This is a genomic window from Buttiauxella cochleicola, from assembly GCF_021283185.1.
GTDB lineage: Bacteria > Pseudomonadota > Gammaproteobacteria > Enterobacterales > Enterobacteriaceae > Buttiauxella > Buttiauxella massiliensis.
Window position 1 is genome coordinate 117098 of the sequence record NZ_JAJSOS010000012.1, and the last position, 21533, is coordinate 138630.

Annotated in this window: 21 protein-coding genes; 4 read left to right on the top strand and 17 right to left on the bottom strand. The window is 51.8% G+C overall.

The annotated features are described in order from the left end of the window. The first annotated feature begins 56 nt into the window (after positions 1 to 56). Positions 57 to 908, top strand: a complete 852-nt coding sequence (sseA, locus tag LVQ76_RS18185; protein WP_232922201.1) for a 3-mercaptopyruvate sulfurtransferase — start codon at positions 57 to 59, stop codon at positions 906 to 908. Continuing rightward, complete coding sequence (locus LVQ76_RS18190) at positions 908 to 1681, top strand: MurR/RpiR family transcriptional regulator (protein WP_232866095.1); 774 nt, start codon at positions 908 to 910, stop codon at positions 1679 to 1681. Before sseA ends, LVQ76_RS18190 begins: the two co-directional genes overlap by 1 nt. 4 nt (positions 1682 to 1685) lie before the next feature. On the opposite strand, the gene sseB is transcribed toward LVQ76_RS18190, so the two are convergent. The 11 genes from sseB to trmJ form a co-directional block, all read right to left on the bottom strand. Beyond that, entirely contained in the window at positions 1686 to 2462 is a 777-nt protein-coding gene (gene sseB / locus LVQ76_RS18195) for an enhanced serine sensitivity protein SseB (RefSeq protein WP_232922202.1), read from the bottom strand. A 178-nt stretch (positions 2463 to 2640) separates the two neighbouring features. Continuing rightward, positions 2641 to 3927, bottom strand: coding sequence for an aminopeptidase PepB (pepB, locus tag LVQ76_RS18200; protein ID WP_232922203.1), 1287 nt, complete (start codon positions 3925 to 3927; stop codon positions 2641 to 2643). 70 nt (positions 3928 to 3997) lie between these two features. Continuing rightward, positions 3998 to 4198, bottom strand: coding sequence for a Fe-S cluster assembly protein IscX (gene iscX, locus LVQ76_RS18205; protein ID WP_232922204.1), 201 nt, complete (start codon positions 4196 to 4198; stop codon positions 3998 to 4000). Between the two features lie 12 nt (positions 4199 to 4210). Further along, the gene (gene fdx / locus LVQ76_RS18210) at positions 4211 to 4546 is read right to left on the bottom strand and encodes an ISC system 2Fe-2S type ferredoxin (protein WP_034459208.1); all 336 of its coding nucleotides are present in this window, start codon (positions 4544 to 4546) and stop codon (positions 4211 to 4213) included. A gap of 1 nt (position 4547) precedes the next feature. Then, on the bottom strand, positions 4548 to 6398 hold the full coding sequence (gene hscA / locus LVQ76_RS18215; RefSeq protein ID WP_232922205.1) for a Fe-S protein assembly chaperone HscA: 1851 nt from the start codon (positions 6396 to 6398) through the stop codon (positions 4548 to 4550). A 13-nt stretch (positions 6399 to 6411) separates the two neighbouring features. Then, complete coding sequence (gene hscB, locus LVQ76_RS18220) at positions 6412 to 6927, bottom strand: co-chaperone HscB (protein ID WP_232922206.1); 516 nt, start codon at positions 6925 to 6927, stop codon at positions 6412 to 6414. Positions 6928 to 6992: 65 nt separating this feature from the next. Further along, positions 6993 to 7316 (bottom strand): iron-sulfur cluster assembly protein IscA, encoded by a 324-nt coding sequence (iscA, locus tag LVQ76_RS18225; protein WP_064513071.1) that lies wholly within the window; start codon positions 7314 to 7316, stop codon positions 6993 to 6995. Positions 7317 to 7393: 77 nt separating this feature from the next. After that, positions 7394 to 7780: a Fe-S cluster assembly scaffold IscU gene (iscU, locus tag LVQ76_RS18230; protein WP_064513073.1), complete on the bottom strand. Its 387-nt coding sequence runs from the start codon at positions 7778 to 7780 to the stop codon at positions 7394 to 7396. A gap of 43 nt (positions 7781 to 7823) precedes the next feature. Then, positions 7824 to 9038, bottom strand: coding sequence for an IscS subfamily cysteine desulfurase (locus tag LVQ76_RS18235; protein ID WP_151995804.1), 1215 nt, complete (start codon positions 9036 to 9038; stop codon positions 7824 to 7826). A 239-nt stretch (positions 9039 to 9277) separates the two neighbouring features. Further along, complete coding sequence (iscR, locus tag LVQ76_RS18240) at positions 9278 to 9766, bottom strand: Fe-S cluster assembly transcriptional regulator IscR (RefSeq protein ID WP_151995805.1); 489 nt, start codon at positions 9764 to 9766, stop codon at positions 9278 to 9280. A gap of 130 nt (positions 9767 to 9896) precedes the next feature. Further along, the gene (gene trmJ, locus LVQ76_RS18245; protein WP_064513080.1) at positions 9897 to 10637 is read right to left on the bottom strand and encodes a tRNA (cytosine(32)/uridine(32)-2'-O)-methyltransferase TrmJ; all 741 of its coding nucleotides are present in this window, start codon (positions 10635 to 10637) and stop codon (positions 9897 to 9899) included. Between the two features lie 119 nt (positions 10638 to 10756). On the opposite strand from trmJ, the gene suhB reads away from it, so the two are divergent. Continuing rightward, positions 10757 to 11560 (top strand): inositol-1-monophosphatase, encoded by an 804-nt coding sequence (gene suhB, locus LVQ76_RS18250; RefSeq protein ID WP_151995806.1) that lies wholly within the window; start codon positions 10757 to 10759, stop codon positions 11558 to 11560. Positions 11561 to 11596: 36 nt separating this feature from the next. On the opposite strand, the gene LVQ76_RS18255 is transcribed toward suhB, so the two are convergent. Both LVQ76_RS18255 and LVQ76_RS18260 read right to left on the bottom strand, forming a co-directional pair. Continuing rightward, a complete protein-coding gene (locus tag LVQ76_RS18255) occupies positions 11597 to 12580 on the bottom strand; it encodes a nickel/cobalt transporter (RefSeq protein ID WP_232922207.1) in 984 nt (327 codons plus the stop codon). Continuing rightward, a complete protein-coding gene (locus tag LVQ76_RS18260; protein WP_232866082.1) occupies positions 12571 to 13206 on the bottom strand; it encodes a DUF1007 family protein in 636 nt (211 codons plus the stop codon). Before LVQ76_RS18260 ends, LVQ76_RS18255 begins: the two co-directional genes overlap by 10 nt. Before the next feature lie 137 nt (positions 13207 to 13343). Between LVQ76_RS18260 and csiE the strand changes: the two genes are divergently transcribed. Then, positions 13344 to 14624, top strand: a complete 1281-nt coding sequence (csiE, locus tag LVQ76_RS18265) for a stationary phase inducible protein CsiE (protein ID WP_232922208.1) — start codon at positions 13344 to 13346, stop codon at positions 14622 to 14624. Here the strand turns inward: csiE and LVQ76_RS18270 are convergent. The 4 genes from LVQ76_RS18270 to LVQ76_RS18285 form a co-directional block, all read right to left on the bottom strand. Beyond that, entirely contained in the window at positions 14611 to 15762 is a 1152-nt protein-coding gene (locus LVQ76_RS18270; RefSeq protein WP_232866077.1) for a 3-phenylpropionate MFS transporter, read from the bottom strand. The genes csiE and LVQ76_RS18270 overlap by 14 nt on opposite strands. Positions 15763 to 15880: 118 nt before the next feature. Further along, positions 15881 to 16702 carry an aldose 1-epimerase gene (locus LVQ76_RS18275; protein WP_232922209.1) on the bottom strand — a complete coding sequence of 274 codons (822 nt, stop codon included), beginning with the start codon at positions 16700 to 16702 and terminating at the stop codon, positions 15881 to 15883. A 3-nt stretch (positions 16703 to 16705) separates the two neighbouring features. Further along, positions 16706 to 18145, bottom strand: coding sequence for a sugar porter family MFS transporter (locus tag LVQ76_RS18280; protein WP_232866073.1), 1440 nt, complete (start codon positions 18143 to 18145; stop codon positions 16706 to 16708). Positions 18146 to 18217: 72 nt separating this feature from the next. Then, a complete protein-coding gene (locus tag LVQ76_RS18285; protein ID WP_232922210.1) occupies positions 18218 to 21493 on the bottom strand; it encodes a DUF5107 domain-containing protein in 3276 nt (1091 codons plus the stop codon). Positions 21494 to 21533 lie beyond the last annotated feature (40 nt).

Genomic DNA, 21533 nt, shown 5'->3' on the forward strand with positions numbered 1-21533 from the left:
TCGGTTGGGTAAAAAACACCGACAATCCGATAGTGAATAATCATTCGGAGGCAACCATGTCCACTTCTTTCTTCGTTGCAGGCGACTGGCTCGCAGAACATATTAATGATGAGAATATCCAGATTATTGATGCTCGCATGTTGCCTCCAGGCCAGGAGCATCGGGATATCGCTGGCGAATACCGTGCTGGCCATCTGCCACGCGCGATATTTTTCGATATTGAAGCCCTTTCTGACCACACCAGCCCTCTGCCGCATATGATGCCGCGTGCTGAAGCCTTTGCAGTCGCCATGCGAGAGCTGGGTATCAGTAGTGATAAACATCTGGTTGTTTACGATGAAGGCAACCTGTTCTCCGCACCGCGAGCATGGTGGATGCTGCGTACTTTCGGTGTTGAAAATGTGTCGATTCTTGCAGGCGGCCTGGCCGACTGGCAGCGCGAAGAACTGCCTCTACAGCAGGGTGACGTTAAATTACCGGAAGGTGAATTCGACGTGAATTTCGATCCAATGGTTATTAAGCGCCTGACCGATGTTCTGCTGGTTAGCCATGAAGGCACTGCGCAAATTGTTGATGCCCGCCCTGCTCCACGTTTTAACGCGCAAGTTGACGAGCCGCGCCCCGGCTTACGGCGTGGGCACATTCCTGGTGCTTTCAACGTGCCGTGGAACGATCTGGTTGAAAATGGCCAGTTGAAAACCACTGACGATCTCAATGAAATCTTCACCCGTCAGGGCGTGAGCTTTGAAAAACCGATTATCGCCAGTTGTGGCTCCGGCGTTACCGCCGCAGTTGTGGTGCTGGCGTTAACCACGCTGGGCGTTAACGGTGTTTCACTGTACGACGGTTCCTGGAGTGAATGGGGCGCACGCGCAGATTTACCTGTCGAACCTGCTCAAACGCCATAATGGACAACCGACTGGCTGGTCTTCTTGAGCGCGGGGAATCTTTAACCCGCGCTGAATATCGCGTGCTCTCGCATCTGACCAACCACCCGCTGCTGGTGGGGAATATCACGGTGCGGGAACTGGCCCAGGCGACATTTGTTTCCAGCGCGACCATCATGCGCCTGTGCCAAAAGCTAGGGTTTAGCGGTTTTAGCGAGTTTATCTGGCACTGTAAGCAACTACTTTCCAGCACTCCGCATATTGCTAACCAGCCGGCCCAGTCTGCTTCCGCACTGCCGGTTTTATTTGATCAGTTTGTCGATAATTACCGCCAGACATTCCGTTGGGTAACGCCGGAATTAATGGCGCAGTTCGCCGCATTGCTACGCGAAAAAGAGAGCTTCTTTTTGTACGGTGCTGGTTTTTCTTATTTGTTCGCGGAATATCTGACAAAGAAACTTCAGGTGCTGGGAAAAACTGCCTTTATTTCCGGGCCAGGCGATAGCCGGGGAATATTTCTAAGTAATGCCTCGAAGTATCAAGTATTCATCGCCATTTCTCGTAGCGGTGAAACTGAGCAGGTGTTGGATAAGGCGCGAATTGCGCAAAATGTGGGAATGTCGATTGTGGCATTTACGCGAGCTTCGCCAAACAGTTTATCAGGGCTGGCTGACGTGCATTTTGCACTGTACGACGAGGCGATTCACTATGCGGCCGAAGCCGCAGGCATTACGTCTTTTGAGTCGAATCTGGTGATGCTGATTGATTTACTGCTGTTGCAGGCAACAGCATAAACCATCAAATAATGCGGTTGGTTTTGAAATCGCGCAGGAAACTTCCCCAACGGCGTTCGTAGAAAGGTGTGATGTGAGCCATCATAAAGTGGCTAATACCTTTCTCGCCTTCTACGACCTGGCAAACATCAACCGGTTCATCGCCCGGTAAGGTATCGGACGCGACACTTCCCGCCTGGCGAATAATCGCTTCGATTTCCCCTTCTGCTTCAATGCCAATTAGCAGGTTCGGCTGCTCGTCTGCACGTTCTTTAATGGAGCAGATAAACGCACGCTTCACGGTTTTCAGGTTTTTAAACAGCGTAGTCAGGGAGTCGACCATTTGTGCTGGCGGTTCAGCCACTTCGGAAAGCAGCAAAGAAGTCCCACCATCCAGCACTTCTTGCTGAGTTAACGGGTCGCTTTCATCACTGATTAAATGGGTGATTTCACGCGGGGTGAATTCTTTGCCAGTTGGCAATTTAGCGTTCAGAAACAGCGTCGCGCCCTGCGTCATCTCGAAGAGGGTGCGCACTGGCATTACGACAAATGCCTGCTCGTGGCTGATGGCTTGTTGCAGCGCCTCAACAGAAGTGAAGAACGGAATGACTGAGGTGCCATCGTCTTTTTCCCAGTGTTGCAATTCAACGGCACTATCCGCGTCAATGGCCTCGCCTTCAGCGGCGGTTCCCGGTACCCAAACGGTGGATTCCAGTAACACGCGGAAGAATGCCGGGCGATGAGCAGGTTCAGTGGCGGCCTGCTCAAGCAGGGTTTCGAGTTCGTTTTTTGCTTCTGACATGGTGGTTCCAGGGGAAAACAGAATGAAAATTTGTTGGGTAGATAAATGGAGTGCTATCCACCGCTCGCTTACCAGCAATATGGTGGATGTCGCTTCGCTAATCCACCCTACAACTGCTTTCATTACCTTCGTAGGTCGGATTAGCGTTAGCGACATCCGACATTAACTTGAGGTAACGTTACTTTCCAGTCAACAGATTCGCAATCGCACGCACACCAATGCCGGTTGCACCAGCAGACCACTGCTCAACCGCACCTTTACGGTAAGTAGCAGAGCAGTCAATGTGCAGCCAACCTTCGTGATAGTTTTCCACGAAGTGGGACAAGAACCCGGCAGCCGTGCTCGCACCCGCAGGGAAAGACGCGTTGGAGGTGTTGTTCAGCTCGGCAAAATTAGACGGCAGCTGGTTGCGGTGGAACTCAGCCAGCGGCAAGCGCCAGAATGGCTCGTTTTCTGCCGCAGCGCTTTCCATCAAACGGTTTACCAACCCATCGTCGAAGCTGAACAGCGCGTGGTAATCGTTACCCAATGCGGTTTTCGCCGCACCGGTTAAGGTTGCGCAGTCGATGATCAGTTCTGGTTTTTGTGCACAAGCGTCAATCAGGCCATCAGCCAACACCAGGCGGCCTTCCGCATCGGTGTTCATGATCTCAACGGTTTTGCCGTTGCGATATTTAATGATGTCACCCAATTTGAAGGCGTTACCGCTTACCAGGTTATCAGCACAGCACAGGTAGAGTTTCACGCGTTTGTCCAGGCCGCGAGTGATAGCAAACGCCAGTGCGCCGGTAATGGTGGCAGCGCCGCCCATATCGGATTTCATGGAATCCATGAACGCGCTTTGCTTCATGCTGTAGCCACCGGAATCGAAGGTGATACCTTTACCGACCAGGCAGGCATAAACCGGTGCATCCGGGTTGCCGGTTGGGTTGTAATCTAGTGCCAGCAGTACTGGTGGGCGCTCCGAACCACGGCCAACAGTGTGAATACCCATATAGTTCTGCTCGCGCAGATCTTCGCCTTTGGTGATGCGGTAAGAAACGTTGTCGCAGGCGACATCACACAGCAGGTCAACCGCGCGAGAAGCAAGTTGCTCTGGGCCGAGTTCTTCGGCTGGTGTGTTGATGGTGTGGCGAACCCAATCAATGATTTTCAGGCGGTTATTGAGTTCTTTTTGTTCTTCGTCGTTCAGTACAGCCCAGTCCACTTTACGGGTACCTTTTGGCGCACGGTAACCCTGCCAGAATGCCCAGCTTTTCTCGACATCCCAGCCATCACCCGCCAGCTGGACGTACTTCAAACCCTGACCGTCAATTTTACGTGCCGCACGTTGGATTAGCCCCAGGTCATCTTTGCCTGTCAGGTGCAGGGTAATCCCTTCGTCGTTGATGCTATACGCGGCTTTTTCGCCCCAACGCGCATCGGCAGGCGACGTGGATAGCGTGATTTTCATGGCTTCTGACATTTTCTTTTCCTTATACTTTTCAGCTCATGCTTCATAGAAAAACGGGCCGCCAGAGGCAGCCCGTTGATTTTTATTCCGCTTCATCTAACCAGACTAACAGAATAGCTTCCAGAACTTTTTCATTGGATGCGCTGGGCTCGTCGTCAAAATCTTCGAGTTCGCAGATCCACTGATGCATATCGGTAAAACGTACCGTTTTTGGATCAAGATCTGGACGGCTGTCATACAGAGCTTCACCAATTTCGCGGCTATCGGTCCATTTCAGTCCCATAAGCTACTCCTGTTAGTGCTCACGTGCATGGTTGATGGTGTAACGTGGCATTTCAACCACTAGATCTTCATCCGTTACACGCGCCTGGCAGCTTAAGCGGCTTTCAGGTTCGAGACCCCATGCTTTGTCCAGCATGTCGTCTTCGTCTTCCGTGCTTTCAGCCAGGGAGTCGAAACCTTCACGCACCACACAGTGGCAAGTGGTGCAGGCGCAGGATTTTTCACAGGCGTGTTCAATCTCAATACCGTTGCGCAGCGCAACATCAAGAATGGTTTCACCGACATTCGCTTCCAAAACTGCGCCATCTGGACACAAATCCTGATGAGGCAGAAAAACAATCTTTGGCATGTTAAACCTCGTCCACGGAGTGGCCTTTCAGCGCCTTACGGATTGATTCATCCATACGACGAGCGGCAAAATCCTGTGTTTGTTTGTCTACGTTTTTAATGGCTTGTTCAATCGCATCAATGTCTTCACCGGCAGCAGCAGCATGGAGTGCCACCATTGCCGCGTCGATATCTGCGCGTTCTGCACCGCTCAACAGCGCAGCATCTGTAGCTAATGCACCCTGCAAACTTTCCAGCACGCGGGCCGCATCGACTTTTTGTTCTGCGAGCATGCGCGCTTTCACGTCATGCTCGGCATAGCTCATGGAGTCCTGAATCATGCTGGCGATTTCGCCATCGCTCAGGCCATAAGAAGGTTTCACCTGGATAGAGGCTTCAACGCCGGTGGATTTCTCCATAGCGGTAACACTCAATAAGCCGTCAGCATCAACCTGGAAGGTAACGCGAATATGCGCCCCGCCCGCAGGCATCGCCGGAATACCGCGCAGTGCAAAGCGTGCCAATGAACGGCAATCTTGTACCAGTTCGCGCTCGCCCTGCATCACGTGAATCGACATTGCCGTTTGGCCGTCTTTAAAGGTAGTGAAGTCCTGCGCACGTGCGACTGGAATAGTTGTGTTACGTGGAATGACTTTCTCAACCAGGCCGCCCATGGTTTCGAGGCCGAGCGACAGCGGGATAACATCCAGCAGCAGCATTTCGCTGTCAGGCTTGTTGCCCACCAGAATATCCGCCTGAATTGCCGCGCCGATGGCGACAACTTTATCCGGGTCAATGGAGGTCAGCGGCGTGCGGCCAAAGAACTCGCCGACACGTTCGCGCACCAATGGCACACGGGTAGAACCGCCAACCATCACCACTTCCAGCACTTCGTCAGCGTCCACGCCTGCATCTTTCAGCGCGCGGCGGCAGGCCAGCAAAGTACGTTTTACCAGCGCTGCAATCAGCTCGTTGAACTGCTCGCGAGTGACGGAGCCAGTCCAGCCAGCTACTTCCACTGTGACAGTTTCGGCATCGCTTAAGGCAATTTTGGCGGCAATCGCGGCGTCCAGCAACTGGCGCTGCACACGGTCGTCGCTACGGTCAGCCACGCCGGCTTGCTCACGCAGCCAGTCGGCTAACAGGTGGTCAAAGTCATCGCCGCCCAGCGCAGAATCGCCGCCGGTTGCCATCACCTCAAACACGCCACGGCTTAAGCGCAGAATGGAAATATCAAAGGTACCGCCGCCCAAATCGTAAACCGCGATAACGCCTTCTTTGCCTGAGTCCAGTCCGTAGGCGATAGCCGCTGCGGTCGGTTCATTGAGCAGGCGCAGCACATGCAGGCCAGCCAGACGCGCTGCGTCCTTAGTGCCCTGACGTTGTGCATCGTCGAAATACGCAGGAACGGTAATCACCACGCCATCAAGCTGGCCTTCTAACGCTTCGGTTGCGCGTGCGGAAAGGGCTTTAAGGATGTCGGATGAGATACGAATAGGGTTCAGCAGCCCGGCCGGGGTGTCGATCATCGGCAGGCCGTTTTCACTCGCTTTGAATGAATAAGGCAGATGCGGGTAGCGCGTCTGGATATCAGCAAGTGATCGCCCCATAAGCCGTTTTACGGAGCTGATGGTGTTTGCCGGGTCTGTTGCGGCTTGCGCACGCGCGTCCCAGCCCACATTCAGGCCTTGTTGCTGATAGTGCACCACAGAAGGGAGCAGATGACGCCCTTCATGGTCAGGCAGCGTTTCAGCTTGCCCGCTACGAACAGTTGCAACCAGTGAATTGGTGGTGCCTAAGTCGATACCCGCCGCCAGCTTACGCTGATGAGGTGCCGCACTCAGACCCGGCTCACTAATTTGTAATAACGCCATATTGAGCTTCCAGTTAAAAATCGAGCAGCTTTTCTTCGAGTTGTTCTATTTGGCTGCGCAGTTTATCGAGAAAACGAAGTTTACGCACAGTATCCGCCGCTTGCGTCCACTCCTGGTTGTCCAGTTGCTGCACCATTTGCGCCATGCGGGTTTTCACCATCGCATTCACGTTGGCACTAAAGGATTCCAGGCGGTCGCTGTCTTTGGCGTGCTCGATGTTATCAAGCTCTTCGCGTAATTCGAGTTGTTCCATCAAAAACGCGGTATCGCGCACGGTATGCTGTTCATTCGCCAGATCAAAACCGTTTAATGAAAGGATGTACTCGGCACGTGGCAATGGATGGCGCAGCGTTTGCCAGCCCTGATTAATGGTCGCAGATTGTTGCACCGCAAGCAGTTGTTCCGCTTGTGGACGGCTGGTGTATTTATCAGGGTGGAACTGGCGTTGCAGCTCCTGGTAACGGGTAGCCAGCAGCTCTTTGTTGAGGGTGAAGCCTACCGGTAACCCAAAGAGGGTGAAGTAATCCATAACAGACTCAGGGTTAACATGGTGGTAAAGCGCCATACCCCACAGGCGTGGGGTATGAGCTGAAATCAGACGTGGAAGCTTTCGCCGCAGCCGCACTCATCTTTTACGTTCGGGTTAGTAAATTTAAACCCTTCGTTCAGACCTTCTTTCACGAAGTCGAGTTCGGTGCCGTCCAAAAATTGCAGGCTTTTACCATCGACGACCACTTTCACGCCTTTGTCTTCGAACACGGTGTCTTCTGCCATCGGTGCGTCAACAAATTCAAGAACATAAGCCATGCCGGAGCAGCCTGAAGTACGAACGCCCAAACGCAGACCAAATCCTTTACCGCGATTAGCTAAGAAGGCATTCACACGATCGGCAGCGCTGTGGCTAAGGGTAATCGACATACAACAACCTCAATTGATTTTTCTTCATTCTTTAAGCTGCAGCGGCGTTGGCTGCAACTCAAATTATTTTGAAAAGACTATTTAGCTTCACGCTTACTTTTATAATCCGCAATAGCCGCTTTAATCGCGTCTTCTGCCAGGATTGAGCAGTGAATCTTCACCGGTGGCAGTTCGAGTTCTTCTGCAATGTCGGTGTTTTTGATGGCTTGCGCTTCATCCAGAGATTTACCTTTGACCCATTCGGTCACCAGCGAGCTGGAAGCGATGGCAGAGCCACAGCCGTAGGTTTTGAAGCGAGCGTCTTCAATAATACCTTCATTGTTGACTTTGATCTGCAACTTCATCACATCACCACAAGCAGGTGCACCCACCATGCCGGAGCCGACGTTATCATCGCTATTATCAAAAGAACCAACGTTGCGTGGGTTTTCGTAGTGATCGATTACTTTTTCGCTGTAAGCCATTTTTAGTTTTCCTGAATCCGATATCGACGTTCGAAACGAACGATTAGTGATGAGCCCATTCGATGGAATTAATATCCACGCCCTGCTTAAACATGTCCCACAGTGGAGAAAGTTCGCGCAGACGGCCAATGGACTTACGTACCAGTTCGATGGTGTAGTCGATCTCTTCTTCAGTAGTAAAACGACCCAAAGAGAAACGGATAGAGCTGTGAGCCAGTTCGTCGGTCATGCCCAGTGCGCGCAGCACGTAGGATGGCTCGAGGCTTGCTGATGTACAGGCAGAACCGGAAGAAACCGCGAGGTCCTTCAGAGCCATAATCAGTGACTCACCTTCAACGTAGTTAAAGCTCACGTTGAGGATAGTTGGCACGCCATTTTCCAGGTCGCCATTCAGATAGACTTCTTCCATATCTTTCACGCCGTTCCACAAACGGTTACGCAGCGTGCGCAGACGGGACATTTCTGTCTCCATCTCTTCTTTCGCGATACGGTAAGCTTCGCCCATGCCAGCAATCTGGTGAACAGGCAGAGTACCAGAACGCATACCGCGCTCGTGACCGCCACCGTGTACCTGAGCTTCGATACGAATGCGTGGTTTACGGCGAACATACAGCGCGCCGATGCCTTTAGGGCCATAAATTTTGTGACCAGAGAACGACATCAGGTCAACTTTCAGGGTGCTCAAGTCGATAGGCAGTTTGCCCACGCTCTGAGTCGCATCCACGTGATAGATAATGCCACGCGCACGGCACATTTCGCCGATTGCCGCGATATCTTGCACCACGCCGATTTCGTTATTCACGTGCATGATAGAAACCAGAATGGTGTCGTCACGCATCGCAGCTTCCAGCACGTTCAGGTCAACGATACCGTTGCTCTGTGGTGCCAGATAAGTCACTTCAAAACCTTCACGCTCAAGCTGGCGACAAGTGTCCAGCACAGCTTTGTGTTCGGTTTTAACGGTGATGATGTGCTTGCCTTTCTTCTGATAGAAGTTAGCCGCACCTTTGATGGCGAGGTTATCAGATTCAGTTGCACCGGAGGTAAAGACGATTTCACGCGGGTCTGCACCAACCAGTTCAGCGATTTGGTTACGGGCGATATCAACAGCTTCTTCCGCCTGCCAACCGAAACGGTGAGAACGAGAAGCCGGGTTACCGAAGGTTCCGTCCATAGTCAAAAACTGCATCATTTTCTGCGCAACACGCGGGTCAACCGGCGTAGTCGCAGAGTAATCGAGATAAATCGGTAATTTCATTGCTCTTAAACTCCGTACATCACTCAATGCAATGAATCAGGCAACTGGCTGAATGAACGACCTTTTTGACGGGGTGTGACACCCCGGCCTGATTCTGAAATCTATTTTATTTTTACCCTAAATAGTTCGTGTTGCAGCAAGGCGGCAAACTTGAGAGTCCCCAGGAGCTTACATCAAGTAAGTGACTGGGGTGAACAAGTGCGGCCAACATAGTTGCAACCCGAAATATGACGGGTAAATTAGGCGCGCAGTTTGACGTCGATTGCGTCTTGAGAGCGCGTACTACGATGGTTTTCATTTTGCTGACGGCCAGAGACGTCCAACACTTCCTGGTTATTCACCAGTTCACCCAAGGTGATGTTATTGAGAAAACCGGTCAGACGATCGCTCAGGTCGCGCCACAGCGCGTGAGTCAGGCACTTATCGCCACCCTGACAACCGCCTTTGCCCGCGCAACGCGTGGCATCAACAGATTCGTCTACAGCACTGATAACTTCGCCAACTGCGATGCTGTTTGCTTCTTTACCCAGCAGATAACCACCGCCTGGACCACGTACGCTGGCAACCAGGCCATTTTTACGCAGACGGGAGAATAACTGCTCCAGGTAGGAGAGAGAGATTCCCTGACGTTCAGAAATATCAGCCAACGGTACCGGGCCTGATTCGGAGTTCAACGCAACGTCAAGCATTGCGGTCACGGCATAACGTCCTTTCGATGTCAGTCTCATGTCTTACTTAACCTCAAATCGCCCCTCGAACCGGGGGTTTTTTATAAATGTGATTGTCACATAGCAGGTCGCAAGTCTGACATTCCCGAGTAAATTGGTCAACTATTTAACCTAGTAATTTACTCAAGTATTATTTGCCGGATTTTTTCTCGTTATCAATAGAAGAAAGCATGCCGCGCAGAATGTTAAGTTCTTGAGTTTCCGGGCGTGCGCGGTTATACAAGCGGCGTAATTTGCTCATAATCTGGCCCGGATGGCTGGTGCGAATAAAGCCGGTTTTCAGCAATACTTGCTCCAGGTGAACGTAAAAACGCTCGAGATCGTCAGCCGATGGATACTGAGTCTGGTCTTCAACAACGACCGCTTCTTTGCCTTCTTCTTGTGTAGCAAGCCAGGCGATGCGCACTTCATAAGCGAGGATTTGTACCGCCATCGCCAGGTTCAGTGAACTGTATTCCGGGTTAGCCTGAATCGCGACGTGATAATGGCATTTCTGCAATTCGTCATTGGTCAAACCAACACGTTCACGGCCAAACACAATCGCCACTGGCGCATCTTGCGCTTCAGAAATGGTCTTTAGACCACATTCGCGTGGGTCGAGCATCGGCCATGGCAGCGTGCGTGAACGAGCGCTCGTTCCTACCACCAGACTACAACCCGCCAGGGCTTCGTCGAGGGTATCAACAATTTTCGCCTCGCCAATAACATCACTGGCACCCGCAGCGAGCGCGATTGCCTGAGAGTCAGGTTTCACCAGTGGATTAACCAACCACAGATTTGTCAGCCCCATGGTTTTCATTGCACGGGCTACGGAGCCCATGTTGCCGGTGTGGGAGGTTTCAACCAGCACTATACGTACGTTTTGCAGCATCGTTGACTCATAGCCTGAAAAGATTATCGCGATATCCTATCATAACCCTGGGACATATTCCGAACGCTCTGCTATACTCCGCCGCGTTTTCCCGTTCTTTAACATCCAGAGAGAGACCGATGCATCCGATGCTCACCATCGCCGTGCGCGCAGCGCGCAAGGCGGGCAATTTAATTGTCAAGAACTACGAAACCCCTGACGCTGTAGAAGCGAGTCAAAAAGGGAGTAACGATTTTGTGACTAACGTAGATAGAGACGCCGAGCGTCTGATTATCGAAATTATCCGCAAATCCTACCCGCAACACACCATTATCGCTGAAGAATCAGGCGAACTTGCGGGTACCGAGCAGGATGTGCAATGGGTTATCGATCCTCTGGATGGCACTTCAAACTTCATCAAACGTTTGCCACACTTCTCTGTATCTATCGCTGTCCGTGTTAAGGGCCGCACCGAAGTTGCTGTTGTTTATGACCCAATGCGTAATGAGCTGTTCACAGCTGTTCGTGGTCAAGGCGCACAGCTGAACGGTTACCGTCTGCGCGGCAGCAATGCACGCGACCTCGATGGCACCATTCTGGCAACTGGCTTCCCGTTCAAACTGAAGCAACACGCTACTCCTTATATGAACATCATGACCAAACTGTTCACGCAGTGTGCTGACTTCCGTCGCACCGGTTCTGCTGCTCTGGATCTGGCATACGTTGCGGCTGGCCGTGTTGATGGTTTCTTCGAGATTGGCCTGAAGCCTTGGGATTTCGCAGCAGGTGAACTGATTGCTCGCGAATCTGGTAGCCTGGTATGTGATTTCACCGGCGGCCACAACTACCTGACCAGCGGCAACATCGTTGCAGGTAACCCACGTGTTGTTAAAGCGATGCTGGCAACAATGCGTGATGAACTGAGCGAAGCGCTGAAGCGTTAATCTCGGAAAATGCCTTCCCGTCGGGAAGGCATTCAATTAAAACGGTCGTATCCCTCGCATTACCGGTTGAGCACTCAGCCACATCACCACTGCTGCTAATACTAAAATTCCACCACCTGCAAATGCCAGTGTCGCCCAGGCGACTTGCCGCCATAAAACGGGTGCTTTATTCCCGCTAATGCGTACCGCAAGCTGACGGAAACCGTGGACTAAAAAAGCCAGGCCAGAAATGGTAATAGATGTACCTGCAGCCATCGCAAGCGTCGACAACACTCCCCAGCTATACACGCCAATCACTTTGCTAAACAGCAGCACCATAATTGCCCCAGAGCATGGGCGCATACCCATGGATAAAACAATCATCATTCGGGCACGCCAGTCTTCTCCTGATGCAAGCTGTTCCTGCGTGGGTAAATGCTGATGGCCACAGCCACATTTTTCATCATGTACATGATGAGGCGTGAATGAAGTGAAACGCTTCGGTTTTCGCAGCACACGTTGCAATTTACCCAGGGCTCGACCACACAACATCACACCTAAAACACCCACCAGCAAATAGCTTCCCTTTTCGAGCCAAAAACTGCTCATGTGCAATTGGCGCGAAGGCAGAGCCAAAATCCCCAGCACTACCGTTACCAACCCAATCGCCACCACTCCTTGCAATAAAGATGCTGCAAACGTCAATTTAAGGCTGCTTTTCAGGCGCGAAGGATGTGTCGCAAGCCAGGTCGTAATCACTATTTTCCCATGGCCTGGCCCCAATGCGTGAAGCACACCGTAAACAAAACTAAATGACAGCAATGACCAACCCGCCCGGGTAGGGTTCTCGGCAACCTCACGCAGGAGGGTGCTCATTTGTTGGTTAATCGATTTCTGCCACATCGCACTTTCAATGAGGATTTGCGGCCAGTAATGCCACAAGCTGTAAAGTGCTCCTGCACAAACCAGCAGGAAAAATGCCAGCGGCCACAGGTGAAGCCAACGGCGTGAATGGGGTTTAGCTGAAGGCATTACTGACATTGCAATATCACCTGTTGAGCAAACTGTTTACCCAGTTCCATATCTTCGGGAGGGGCATCGGCTTTATCCAGCGATTGTGCGAAGGCCAGCGTATCTTCGTTCGGCTGCGGGGTTTTCACTGAGATTTTGCAAAGTGAGGCTAATGTTTTCGGCAATTTGGCATCACTGGAGTTGTCGTAACTCATATCAACAAAATAGGTCGGGTCGAACGTCGCAAACTGATACGTCTGCCCCTTCAATGGCTGCGGATGTGCAAGGGGTAAAACAAAGGTCAATACTGCCTGGTGCCCTACCCGTGCAAGGCCATACTCTGGTGGCAGGTTATTAAAGGTCACTTTTTTACCGTTATGCCAGAATTCGGTGAAGTAATGCTGGCCTAAAACATTGGCCATGACTTCGGCTGCCAACTTCTTCCACACTGGCGAGTCCGGTTTGGCATTCCCTGCGTCATACAGTAGATCTGCTGAAGTGATTTCATCCATCGTCCACTGCATTTTAAGGCCAGTAAGCTGGTCGTTTTCGGTCATCACCGTCGTCACAAGGGTGATAAAACTATGTGGATGTGCCAAAGCCACCGGGCTAAAAAGCACGCTATTTAAGGCGAAAAACGCAATTCTGTTACACATTTTCCTGCTCATTATTCTCTCAAGCTTAAAATTCTGTGAGCCAGTCAGAATTACGTAATTAAAAAGCTCAAATGTGACTCTCTACGACAAAAGGTTTAGCTACTCTTAGCATTAATTACTTTGACTCGGTTATGCGGATGATGACACTGCTCTCCCCACCACCATCTGTACTCTCCAGTCCGCAGCGCCGCTGCCACCTGCTTTTGTTGCTATACATACCGGGCCAAACCGTCACTCCTGAGATCCTCGCAAGACTCAACGGGGTCGATGACACCAAAGCCCTGCAAGATATAGCCGACACAGGTGATGAAATCCAGCGCTATCACCGGCTGAGGCTTATCACGCAACAGGATGGTAGCTATCGGATTGAGGGCACGCCTTTAAACCGCCGTCTGTGCTTATTGCATTGGCTACGCCGTGCATTGCGTTTGTGCCCACACTTTGTGCAGCAGCATTTTACCCCGGCGCTCAAAATACAGCTTAAACAGCAAGGAATTCTGACCGCGTTATATGACGAGAAGAACCTCCAGGCGCTGATCGGGCTTTGCGCACGACGCTTGCAAAGGCAATTTGATAGCCGTGATGTGCAATTTTTAACACTGTTTTTGCAGTACTGCTTGCACCAGCACCATGCCGGGATCACGCCAGAATTCACCGAGCAACAACGCGCGTGGACACAAATTCGCCCGGAGTTTGTGGCGGCACTTGAGATTGCCCGCCATTGGAAGCGTCGCGTGCTGCAATCAGCCAACGAAAACGAGCAATTATTCCTGGCGCTATTATTCCAGTTACTACGTACTCCCGACCCGATTCGTGACAATCATGAGCAAGATTTACGCTTACGCTCGGCCATTTTCGGAATGATTGCGCGCTTTCGCGAGCTGGCGGGTATGTCCTTTAGCGATGAACAAGGCCTGAGCGACCAGCTCTACATCCATCTTGCTCAGGCATTGGATCGTTGCCAGTTCGGTATTGGGATTGATAACAGCCTACCGGAAGAAATAACTCGTCTTTACCCACGCCTGATGCGCACCACACGTGAAGCGTTCAATGATTTTGAAAACCATTTTGAAATGCGTTTTTCAGATGAAGAAGTGGGACTGGTGGCGGTGATCTTCGGAGCGTGGCTGATGCAGGAAAATGATCTGCATGAAAAGCAGGTTTTGCTGCTCACTGGCAACAACATTGAACTTGAACAGAGTATTGAACAGCAGCTGCGCGAGCTCACGTTACTGCCGCTCAATATTAAACATCTGACGATTCACAGCTATCAAAAAGAGGGAGCGCCGAAAGAAGTGGTGTTGGTGATTACACCCTACTCCACCACTTTGCCACTTTACTCACCGCCACTGATTCACGTAACGCTGCCGCTGGGTGAACACCAGCAGCAGCAGATCCGTAAGATTATTGAGTGTTAACGCAATATGAGATCGGACGTGGCCGAATGAACAATGCAGGAACGGCCACCAACGCCATAATCCAGAACACCCCACCCTGCATATGCTGGTAAAGGTAGCCGGAGAACATCGTCATAATGGCAATACCACCACCCATTGCTACCGCTGAATAGACGGCCTGCAAACGGATGACTTCGTTACCCTCGCGAGCCGAGATATAACGCATCGCCGCCAGGTGGCAAACAGTGAAGCTGCCGCAGTGAAGGATTTGCGCAGCAATCAGCCACGGCAAATCGGTCGTATACGCCATCAGGCTCCAGCGTAGTATTCCAGTCACACCAGAAAGCAGCAGCAAGTCACGCGCACTCCAGTTACGGAACAGCTTGTTGCTCAGAGCAAAAATCACAATTTCCGCAACAACACCCAGCGACCACAGATACCCAACAACCGACGCGGAATAACCCGCTCCTTGCCAGTAAATCGCACTGAATCCGTAGTAAGCCGCGTGTGCGCCTTGAAGTAATGTCACGCAGGCCAGGAATCGCCATGAACCGAGCACCAGTTTCTTCCACGCAGGCCAACCCGCACCTTCTTTATGGCGAGTTTCACCTTGCGGCATCACGGATGGGCGCAGCATCATGCCGATTAACATCGACGCGACACCAATACTCAGCAGCACCAGAATTGCCTGGTAGCTATACATGCTCACCAGCTTGCCCGTCATGGCGGAGCCAATCACAAACGCCAGCGATCCCCACAGGCGCACACGACCATAATCCATGGTGATTTGACGCTGCCAGGTTCCGGCCAACGCATCGGTAAGCGGCACCAACGGTGAGAAGAACAGGTTAAAACCGACCATCACAATCAAAAGCCAGGTGGCGGTTTGCCCAAACCAGAATGCGACGGCGAAAAGTAATGTGAGTAAGGCGAGGATTCTGAGTGCAAAGACAAGTCGGGAGGGGTCGGTAACTCGAGGTGCCAGCAGCAAGCTGCCGAGGAAACGGGCGATTAATCCTGCCCCTAATAACAGCCCGATGGTTTCAGGCGGTAGTCCTACTCCAGCGAGCCATACGCTCCAGAATGGTAAGAAAATCCCGTAGCTAAAGAAGTAGGTAAAATAACTGAGCGCCAGCCAGCGCGTTGAATGCAAAACCATGATCCCTCCCGTTTTGGAGGCGTTAGTGTGTCCGAGCACTGGCTGGCATGCAAGCAATCATTAACAGACTAATAACACGTTGAAATAGTATGGTCATCCGACACAAAACTGCCGCTCACTACAAAACAACGACTTCCATCTGCAACCGTGTCGTCTCCCCTTGCCTCAACAACACCAAACCCGGCTGCCCGGCCATATTATGGGCATTCACCGGGTGGCTTTGTGGCTCAAGGCAAATAAATGGTTCGTCTGCCATACGGAACACCATCAAGTACGGCGTGGAACATTTTAGCTGCACAAGCAGGTCACCAGATTCAATCAACGCCAAACCGTTCCAACCGGAATAGCCAACATTCAGCCAGTGGTTGTCCGGAATTTTCGCCGTGATGAAATTGGTTTGTGCCGTCAGTTGGTCACTCCACTCAAGAGGTAAGTGACTCTCTCCTTCAGGCCAGAAGCCCGTTGCTCCAAACTGCACGTGTGTCGTGGGTGTGAGATGGAAAAAGGGATGAAAACCCAGCCCATAAACCATCGGCTTACTTCCCCGGTGAGTGAGTTGAAGCTCCGCGATAAAACGCTTATCTTCCAGCCGGTAAACCAGCCGCGCGTGATAATCAAACCCGCACTCATGCTGACTATCCAGCGTTAAAACAATCTGCTTACTATCCTCGGTTTCGACCTGCCAGCTTTTCAGCCAGCCATCCCCATGGAGAAAAAATTGTTCATCGACCGGACTTTTCGGCAGTGTGACCATTTCTCCGTGTAGCCGAAAGCAATTCCCTGCGACTCGGTTTGCCAGCGGTAGCATCGGGAATAATGCTTTTTCAGCTGTATAAAGAATCGGTTGCTGGTGCTTTAGCGAGTCCAGGCTGAGGATTGCCGCCCCTTGCGGGGCGACGGTTAAACGTAAGTGTTCATTTTCGAGTTTCAGACTTTCCATAACTCAGTGCGCCGCTCTTTCAGCACGCACTTTTGCCGCTGCACCGTATTGGTCTGCCATACGTTTTTCCAGCGCTTCCAGGCTCACGCCTTTAGTTTCCGGAACATAACGGCGCACATAGACAAAGCCTGCCGCACAAATCACGCCATATAACAGGAAACTACCCGCAGCCCCGAGACTGGCGTTCAATAACGGGAAGGTATACGTCAGCAAGAAACAGGCAACCCATAACGCCAGGGTGCCTAAGGACATCGCCAGACCACGCACACGGTTAGGGAAAATTTCTGATAGCAGAACCCAGGTAACAGGTGCCAATGTCAGGGCATAAATCGCAATCGCCGCCAGAACGAGGATCAACACCGGCAGCCCCATAATACCGAGACCATATGCTGCACCAATTAATGCATAGATGATGGTCAACCCCGCAGCACCAAACAGCATCAGCTTGCGACGGCCAATTTTGTCCACCAGCGGCAGTGCGGCGAGGGTGAAGATCAGGTTAATCAAACCCGTCGCGACGATGGATTTCAGCGTGCTGTTGATATCAAAACCTGCGGAAGCAAAAATTTCCTGCGCATAGTTAAAGATCACGTTAATCCCGCACCACTGCTGGAACACTGCCAGCACCATCCCGATGATAATGATCGGCTTCACCTGCGGCTGCCACAGCGCACTCCAGGAAACTTTTTGCGTGTCATTGTTCAGCGTTTGCAAAATATCATTCAGGGTGTCGTCGGCGTATTTCTGGTTACCGATGCGTTTAAGCATCTGGTGAGCGCGTTCATTTTTCCCGGCACGTGCCAGCCAGCGTGGCGATTCAGGGACAAAGAACATCAGCACTAAAAACGCCAGCGCCGGAACCAGTTCTGCACCAAACATCCAGCGCCAACCAACCTGCCCGTTCCAGCTTTCAGTAATTTGCTGCATGGTCGCCGCGGTACCAACCGGTTCGGCAATCAACAGGTTAATAAGCTGTGCTGCCAGTACGCCAATCACAATGGTTAGCTGGTTGATAGCAACAAACTTGCCGCGTTTTTCAGCCGGGCTCACTTCCGCGATATACATCGGGCTTAATGCTGATGCGAGACCAATCCCTACGCCACCGACGATGCGATAAACCACAAACATATCGAAGTTACTGGCCATCGCCGTACCCCAGGCCGATGCAGTAAACAGTATCGCCGACATGATAAGCGGTGTTTTGCGCCCGAACCGGTCTGCACACCAGCCGGAAATCAGCGCGCCGAAAATACAACCTACCAATGCGGAACTCATCGCCCAGCCGGACTGAGCGGGATCGGTTATTGAAAAGTAAGCTTCGTAGAAGGGTTTGGCGCCACCAATTACCACCCAGTCATATCCGAATAGCAAACCGCCACAGGCGGCCACCAGACAGATAGTCCATACATACCCCATGCGTAGTTGTGTCTGCACAGTTTTCATTGTTATTCCTCACTTTGTAGAGATACAGAGGAGGCGGGATTTATTTCCCGCCGTTTATTGTTATTTCAGCGCTCAGGCAAAGACGCCGCGCTGCATTGCCAAATGCAGCAAGTGTGCTTTGTCGTGTGCCGGGTTTTGTGACAGTAAAGCTTTCAATGCTGCTTCGAACTCGGAGTGTTCCCCTAATCCCAGATGCCCAAGGGCTGCGACAAACAGGCAGTGTTGCTGGTGTGCAGTCTGACGATCACCATCCAGCGCGACCAAATCTGGCAGCGATACGGCGAAGAAATCGGGTTCAGACGGGTCGTTAAAGTGCTCATCAGCCCAGGTAATAAAGCTACGGAATTGCTGTTGAGCCTGCTCTTTGTCACCTGTGCGCACCAGCGCCATCGCCTGGTAGAACAGGTAATCGACGGGTTGGTCGTTGTAGTAACGCCCGGCTTCCAGAGTGGAGCCCCCTTCCAGCGCACGTTCAAAATAAAGCTGAGCACGCTCCGGTTGCTGGAGTTGCTGTGCGCACCAGCCGAGCAGATACCAAATATCGTTATCGCTCTGGCCGACTAAACGCCCCTCACCTAAGTTCTCCGGGTAACTGAGCGCTTGCTGAAGTAACTCTTCTGCTTCGCCAAACTGTTTATTGGCAATGCACTCCAGCGCACGATATTGCAGGTTAATTAGATACTGCCCGGTGATTTTGCCTTCACCACCTTCCCAAGGATGGAACTTTCTCCGTGCCAGGACTTGCGCCGCCGCATCAGTTTCACCGTGAATATTCCACAAGCTCAACAATTCAGCGGTGAGGTCGTCGCGTTTAAGTACCACATCACGACGAGCTGCGAGATTCGCCAAACGCTGCTCGGTAGCGCGCCCGTTAAGTTTTTGCAGATAATCGAGTTCAAACAGGAAGCGGGCGTTATCGGGCTCAAGTTCAACCGCTCGTTGCAGATAGCTTTCGGCGAGCCTTAAATCGTGTGTTTTATTCCAGGCATGAATCCCCAACACACGCTGTACTGCAGCAAACTCGGGAAGTTGTTGCGCGGCAAATTGCCAACAGGCAACCGCCTCGTTATACCGGCGTTTGCTGTACCAGAAACAGCCGAGCAGGTATTGCGCAAAACCGTCGTGTGGCAGTCGTTGCAGCATTTGCACTTCATCCAGGGTATTTGGGAAGCGCACTTTACGAGCAAAGCGTTCCTGCGCCTGCTGCACAAACGCATGTTGCAGGGCGTGGTCAGTTTCAAGAGAGGCTTGCCATAACAGCGGCATCGCTTCTTGCGAATCGAGCACTTTGAGTAGATCTTTCGCCGCCGAGTCTTTACCAATACTCACCAACCAGCCAGCTAACACACTTGCGTTCACGCCGCGTTTGCCAGTGACACGCAGCAGTTCGGCGCGGTCCGTTTCAGTTTGCGTGATGGTCCAGCGAGCGTAGTGCAGAACATAGCTCAGCGGGTATTCCTCAAGCTGCTGCGCAATCCAGTCGAGTGCTTTTTGTGATTCACCCGTTTGATGCAGTGCCAACGCTTTCAGCCCCATCGCCAGGTTATTGCTGGCATTAAATTTCAGACTTTGGTTTACCAAAGTCAGTGCCTGAGAAGCCTCCTCCTTACGCAGCGCCAGACGTGCAAGCGCGTAGAATGCAGCATCGCGGCAGTTGCCACTCCAGCTTGCTTTGAAATAATCATCAAATGCGCCGTCGAGCTCGCCCTGCTTCTCTTTGGCAGCACCGCGCAACATACTTGCGTCACCGTTTTGCGGGTTCTTATTCAGACGATGTGCGCGTTTCAATGCCGCATCTGCGTACTGTTCAGCAAGCTCCCAGTTGCCACGGTTAAATTCAAGCTGGCCGAGCGCCACGTTGCAGCGGTAATCCTCGGGATCTAATGCCAGCGCTCGCTGGTAATAATCTAATGCTGAACGACTGGCATGGAGGTATTGCTCCAAATGTTGTCCGATAAAATACAGCTCATCACAATTGGTGATGTCATGCGGTTTAGCGGGCACGCTTGCTGGTTGTGGAAGTGGTAAATCTTCAGGGACATGTTCGCAATAGCTGAGAATGAGTGAGCCCTGCGCATCACGCAGATTGAGCGTCAGACGCTGCGGCCAGGTGTCGTTGACCGTTTCCTGCCACGCCTGCGCCGGTTGCAGAGAAAGCGTGGTTTTCCACAGTGTGTTTCCTGCCGATTCAACTTCCAGCGTCACACCAACCAACGGCGCAATGGCGTACACGCCGAGATGTAGTTCACCGTTGAGACGTTCGAGTTTTATCGCCGCCTGAGTGTTGGCATTTTGCAAAGTGCCAAGTTGGCTGTATGGCAGGAAGTTTTGGACGAAGACTTTTTCTTCGTAAGGGGCAATCCAGGTGAAATCGGGCTGATTATCGGTAAACACACCGGTCATCAACTCAATATAAGGACCATTTTCATCGGTTAGATTACGGTCCCAGGCCTGGCCGAAATCACAGTTTCCCCATGACCATTGTTTCTTACCCGGTGAAACATGGTGGTCCGCAATATGTAATAAACCGCCCTGCTCGCCATGATGGTAGGCGCCAACAAAATCGTAATCTGATTTATCCGCCATATACGAGGTTGGTACCGGGATATTTTTGTAGCGCGAGATATCCACGCCTGCGGAATAATCAACTTTGTAGTAAGTGCCGTGGGCCATCGGGAAAGCGGAAACATCGCGTTTACCGTGATCGAATACCGCCGTGACATCGGGCGGGAATACGCTTTGGTGATCATCACCGCCTTTTACCGCCGGGTTCGCCCACCACAGGAAATGACGCGGCGTGGCGTTGCCATTGAATACTTTTCCGGTAATTTCAATCAGCGCTTTTTCTGGATATAGCGTAAAGCCGGTCATCACTTGTAGGCCGCGCATTGGCTCAACTTCACCGAGCCAGACGGTTTGCGCACCGTTGTCATGTTTCTGGAAAGTCACATCTACCGGCATGAAAGTAGTTGGGCGATGATGCTGCGGCCAGTTAAATTCGATACCACCGGAAATCCACGGCCCGACCAGTCCAACCAAAGCTGGTTTCACCACTTCGTTGTAGTAAACAAAGTCGCGCTCCATCACTTTGTCGTAGGCGCGATGAATACGGCCTCCCAGCTCAGGCAATAACATTACGCGGATAAAGTCGTTCTCAATCCACACCGCGTTGTAATCACGCATCTCGCGATTGCCAGTAAGTGTGTCAATAACACCGTAAGGATAAACAGCACCTGAAGATCCCTGATAGACACGGTTCTCCAGAAACATAGGATTCGGGTCTTCCGCACCGGTAGTCCAGGTGGGTAAAGCAATCGTCTCTTGCCAGACGCTAACGGCTCCGTACATTTCGCCTCTCCAGTAAACAAATAACAGTGAAATACGTTAT

What these genes read in the sequence shown, in the direction of transcription:
- sseA (WP_232922201.1), top strand. Translation starts at nt 57, where the DNA reads ATGTCCACTTCTTTCTTCGTTGCAGGCGACTGGCTCGCAGAACATATT.
- LVQ76_RS18190 (WP_232866095.1), top strand. Translation starts at nt 908, where the DNA reads ATGGACAACCGACTGGCTGGTCTTCTTGAGCGCGGGGAATCTTTAACC.
- sseB (WP_232922202.1), bottom strand. Translation starts at nt 2,462, where the DNA reads ATGTCAGAAGCAAAAAACGAACTCGAAACCCTGCTTGAGCAGGCCGCC.
- pepB (WP_232922203.1), bottom strand. Translation starts at nt 3,927, where the DNA reads ATGTCAGAAGCCATGAAAATCACGCTATCCACGTCGCCTGCCGATGCG.
- iscX (WP_232922204.1), bottom strand. Translation starts at nt 4,198, where the DNA reads ATGGGACTGAAATGGACCGATAGCCGCGAAATTGGTGAAGCTCTGTAT.
- fdx (WP_034459208.1), bottom strand. Translation starts at nt 4,546, where the DNA reads ATGCCAAAGATTGTTTTTCTGCCTCATCAGGATTTGTGTCCAGATGGC.
- hscA (WP_232922205.1), bottom strand. Translation starts at nt 6,398, where the DNA reads ATGGCGTTATTACAAATTAGTGAGCCGGGTCTGAGTGCGGCACCTCAT.
- hscB (WP_232922206.1), bottom strand. Translation starts at nt 6,927, where the DNA reads ATGGATTACTTCACCCTCTTTGGGTTACCGGTAGGCTTCACCCTCAAC.
- iscA (WP_064513071.1), bottom strand. Translation starts at nt 7,316, where the DNA reads ATGTCGATTACCCTTAGCCACAGCGCTGCCGATCGTGTGAATGCCTTC.
- iscU (WP_064513073.1), bottom strand. Translation starts at nt 7,780, where the DNA reads ATGGCTTACAGCGAAAAAGTAATCGATCACTACGAAAACCCACGCAAC.
- LVQ76_RS18235 (WP_151995804.1), bottom strand. Translation starts at nt 9,038, where the DNA reads ATGAAATTACCGATTTATCTCGATTACTCTGCGACTACGCCGGTTGAC.
- iscR (WP_151995805.1), bottom strand. Translation starts at nt 9,766, where the DNA reads ATGAGACTGACATCGAAAGGACGTTATGCCGTGACCGCAATGCTTGAC.
- trmJ (WP_064513080.1), bottom strand. Translation starts at nt 10,637, where the DNA reads ATGCTGCAAAACGTACGTATAGTGCTGGTTGAAACCTCCCACACCGGC.
- suhB (WP_151995806.1), top strand. Translation starts at nt 10,757, where the DNA reads ATGCATCCGATGCTCACCATCGCCGTGCGCGCAGCGCGCAAGGCGGGC.
- LVQ76_RS18255 (WP_232922207.1), bottom strand. Translation starts at nt 12,580, where the DNA reads ATGTCAGTAATGCCTTCAGCTAAACCCCATTCACGCCGTTGGCTTCAC.
- LVQ76_RS18260 (WP_232866082.1), bottom strand. Translation starts at nt 13,206, where the DNA reads ATGTGTAACAGAATTGCGTTTTTCGCCTTAAATAGCGTGCTTTTTAGC.
- csiE (WP_232922208.1), top strand. Translation starts at nt 13,344, where the DNA reads ATGATGACACTGCTCTCCCCACCACCATCTGTACTCTCCAGTCCGCAG.
- LVQ76_RS18270 (WP_232866077.1), bottom strand. Translation starts at nt 15,762, where the DNA reads ATGGTTTTGCATTCAACGCGCTGGCTGGCGCTCAGTTATTTTACCTAC.
- LVQ76_RS18275 (WP_232922209.1), bottom strand. Translation starts at nt 16,702, where the DNA reads ATGGAAAGTCTGAAACTCGAAAATGAACACTTACGTTTAACCGTCGCC.
- LVQ76_RS18280 (WP_232866073.1), bottom strand. Translation starts at nt 18,145, where the DNA reads ATGAAAACTGTGCAGACACAACTACGCATGGGGTATGTATGGACTATC.
- LVQ76_RS18285 (WP_232922210.1), bottom strand. Translation starts at nt 21,493, where the DNA reads ATGTACGGAGCCGTTAGCGTCTGGCAAGAGACGATTGCTTTACCCACC.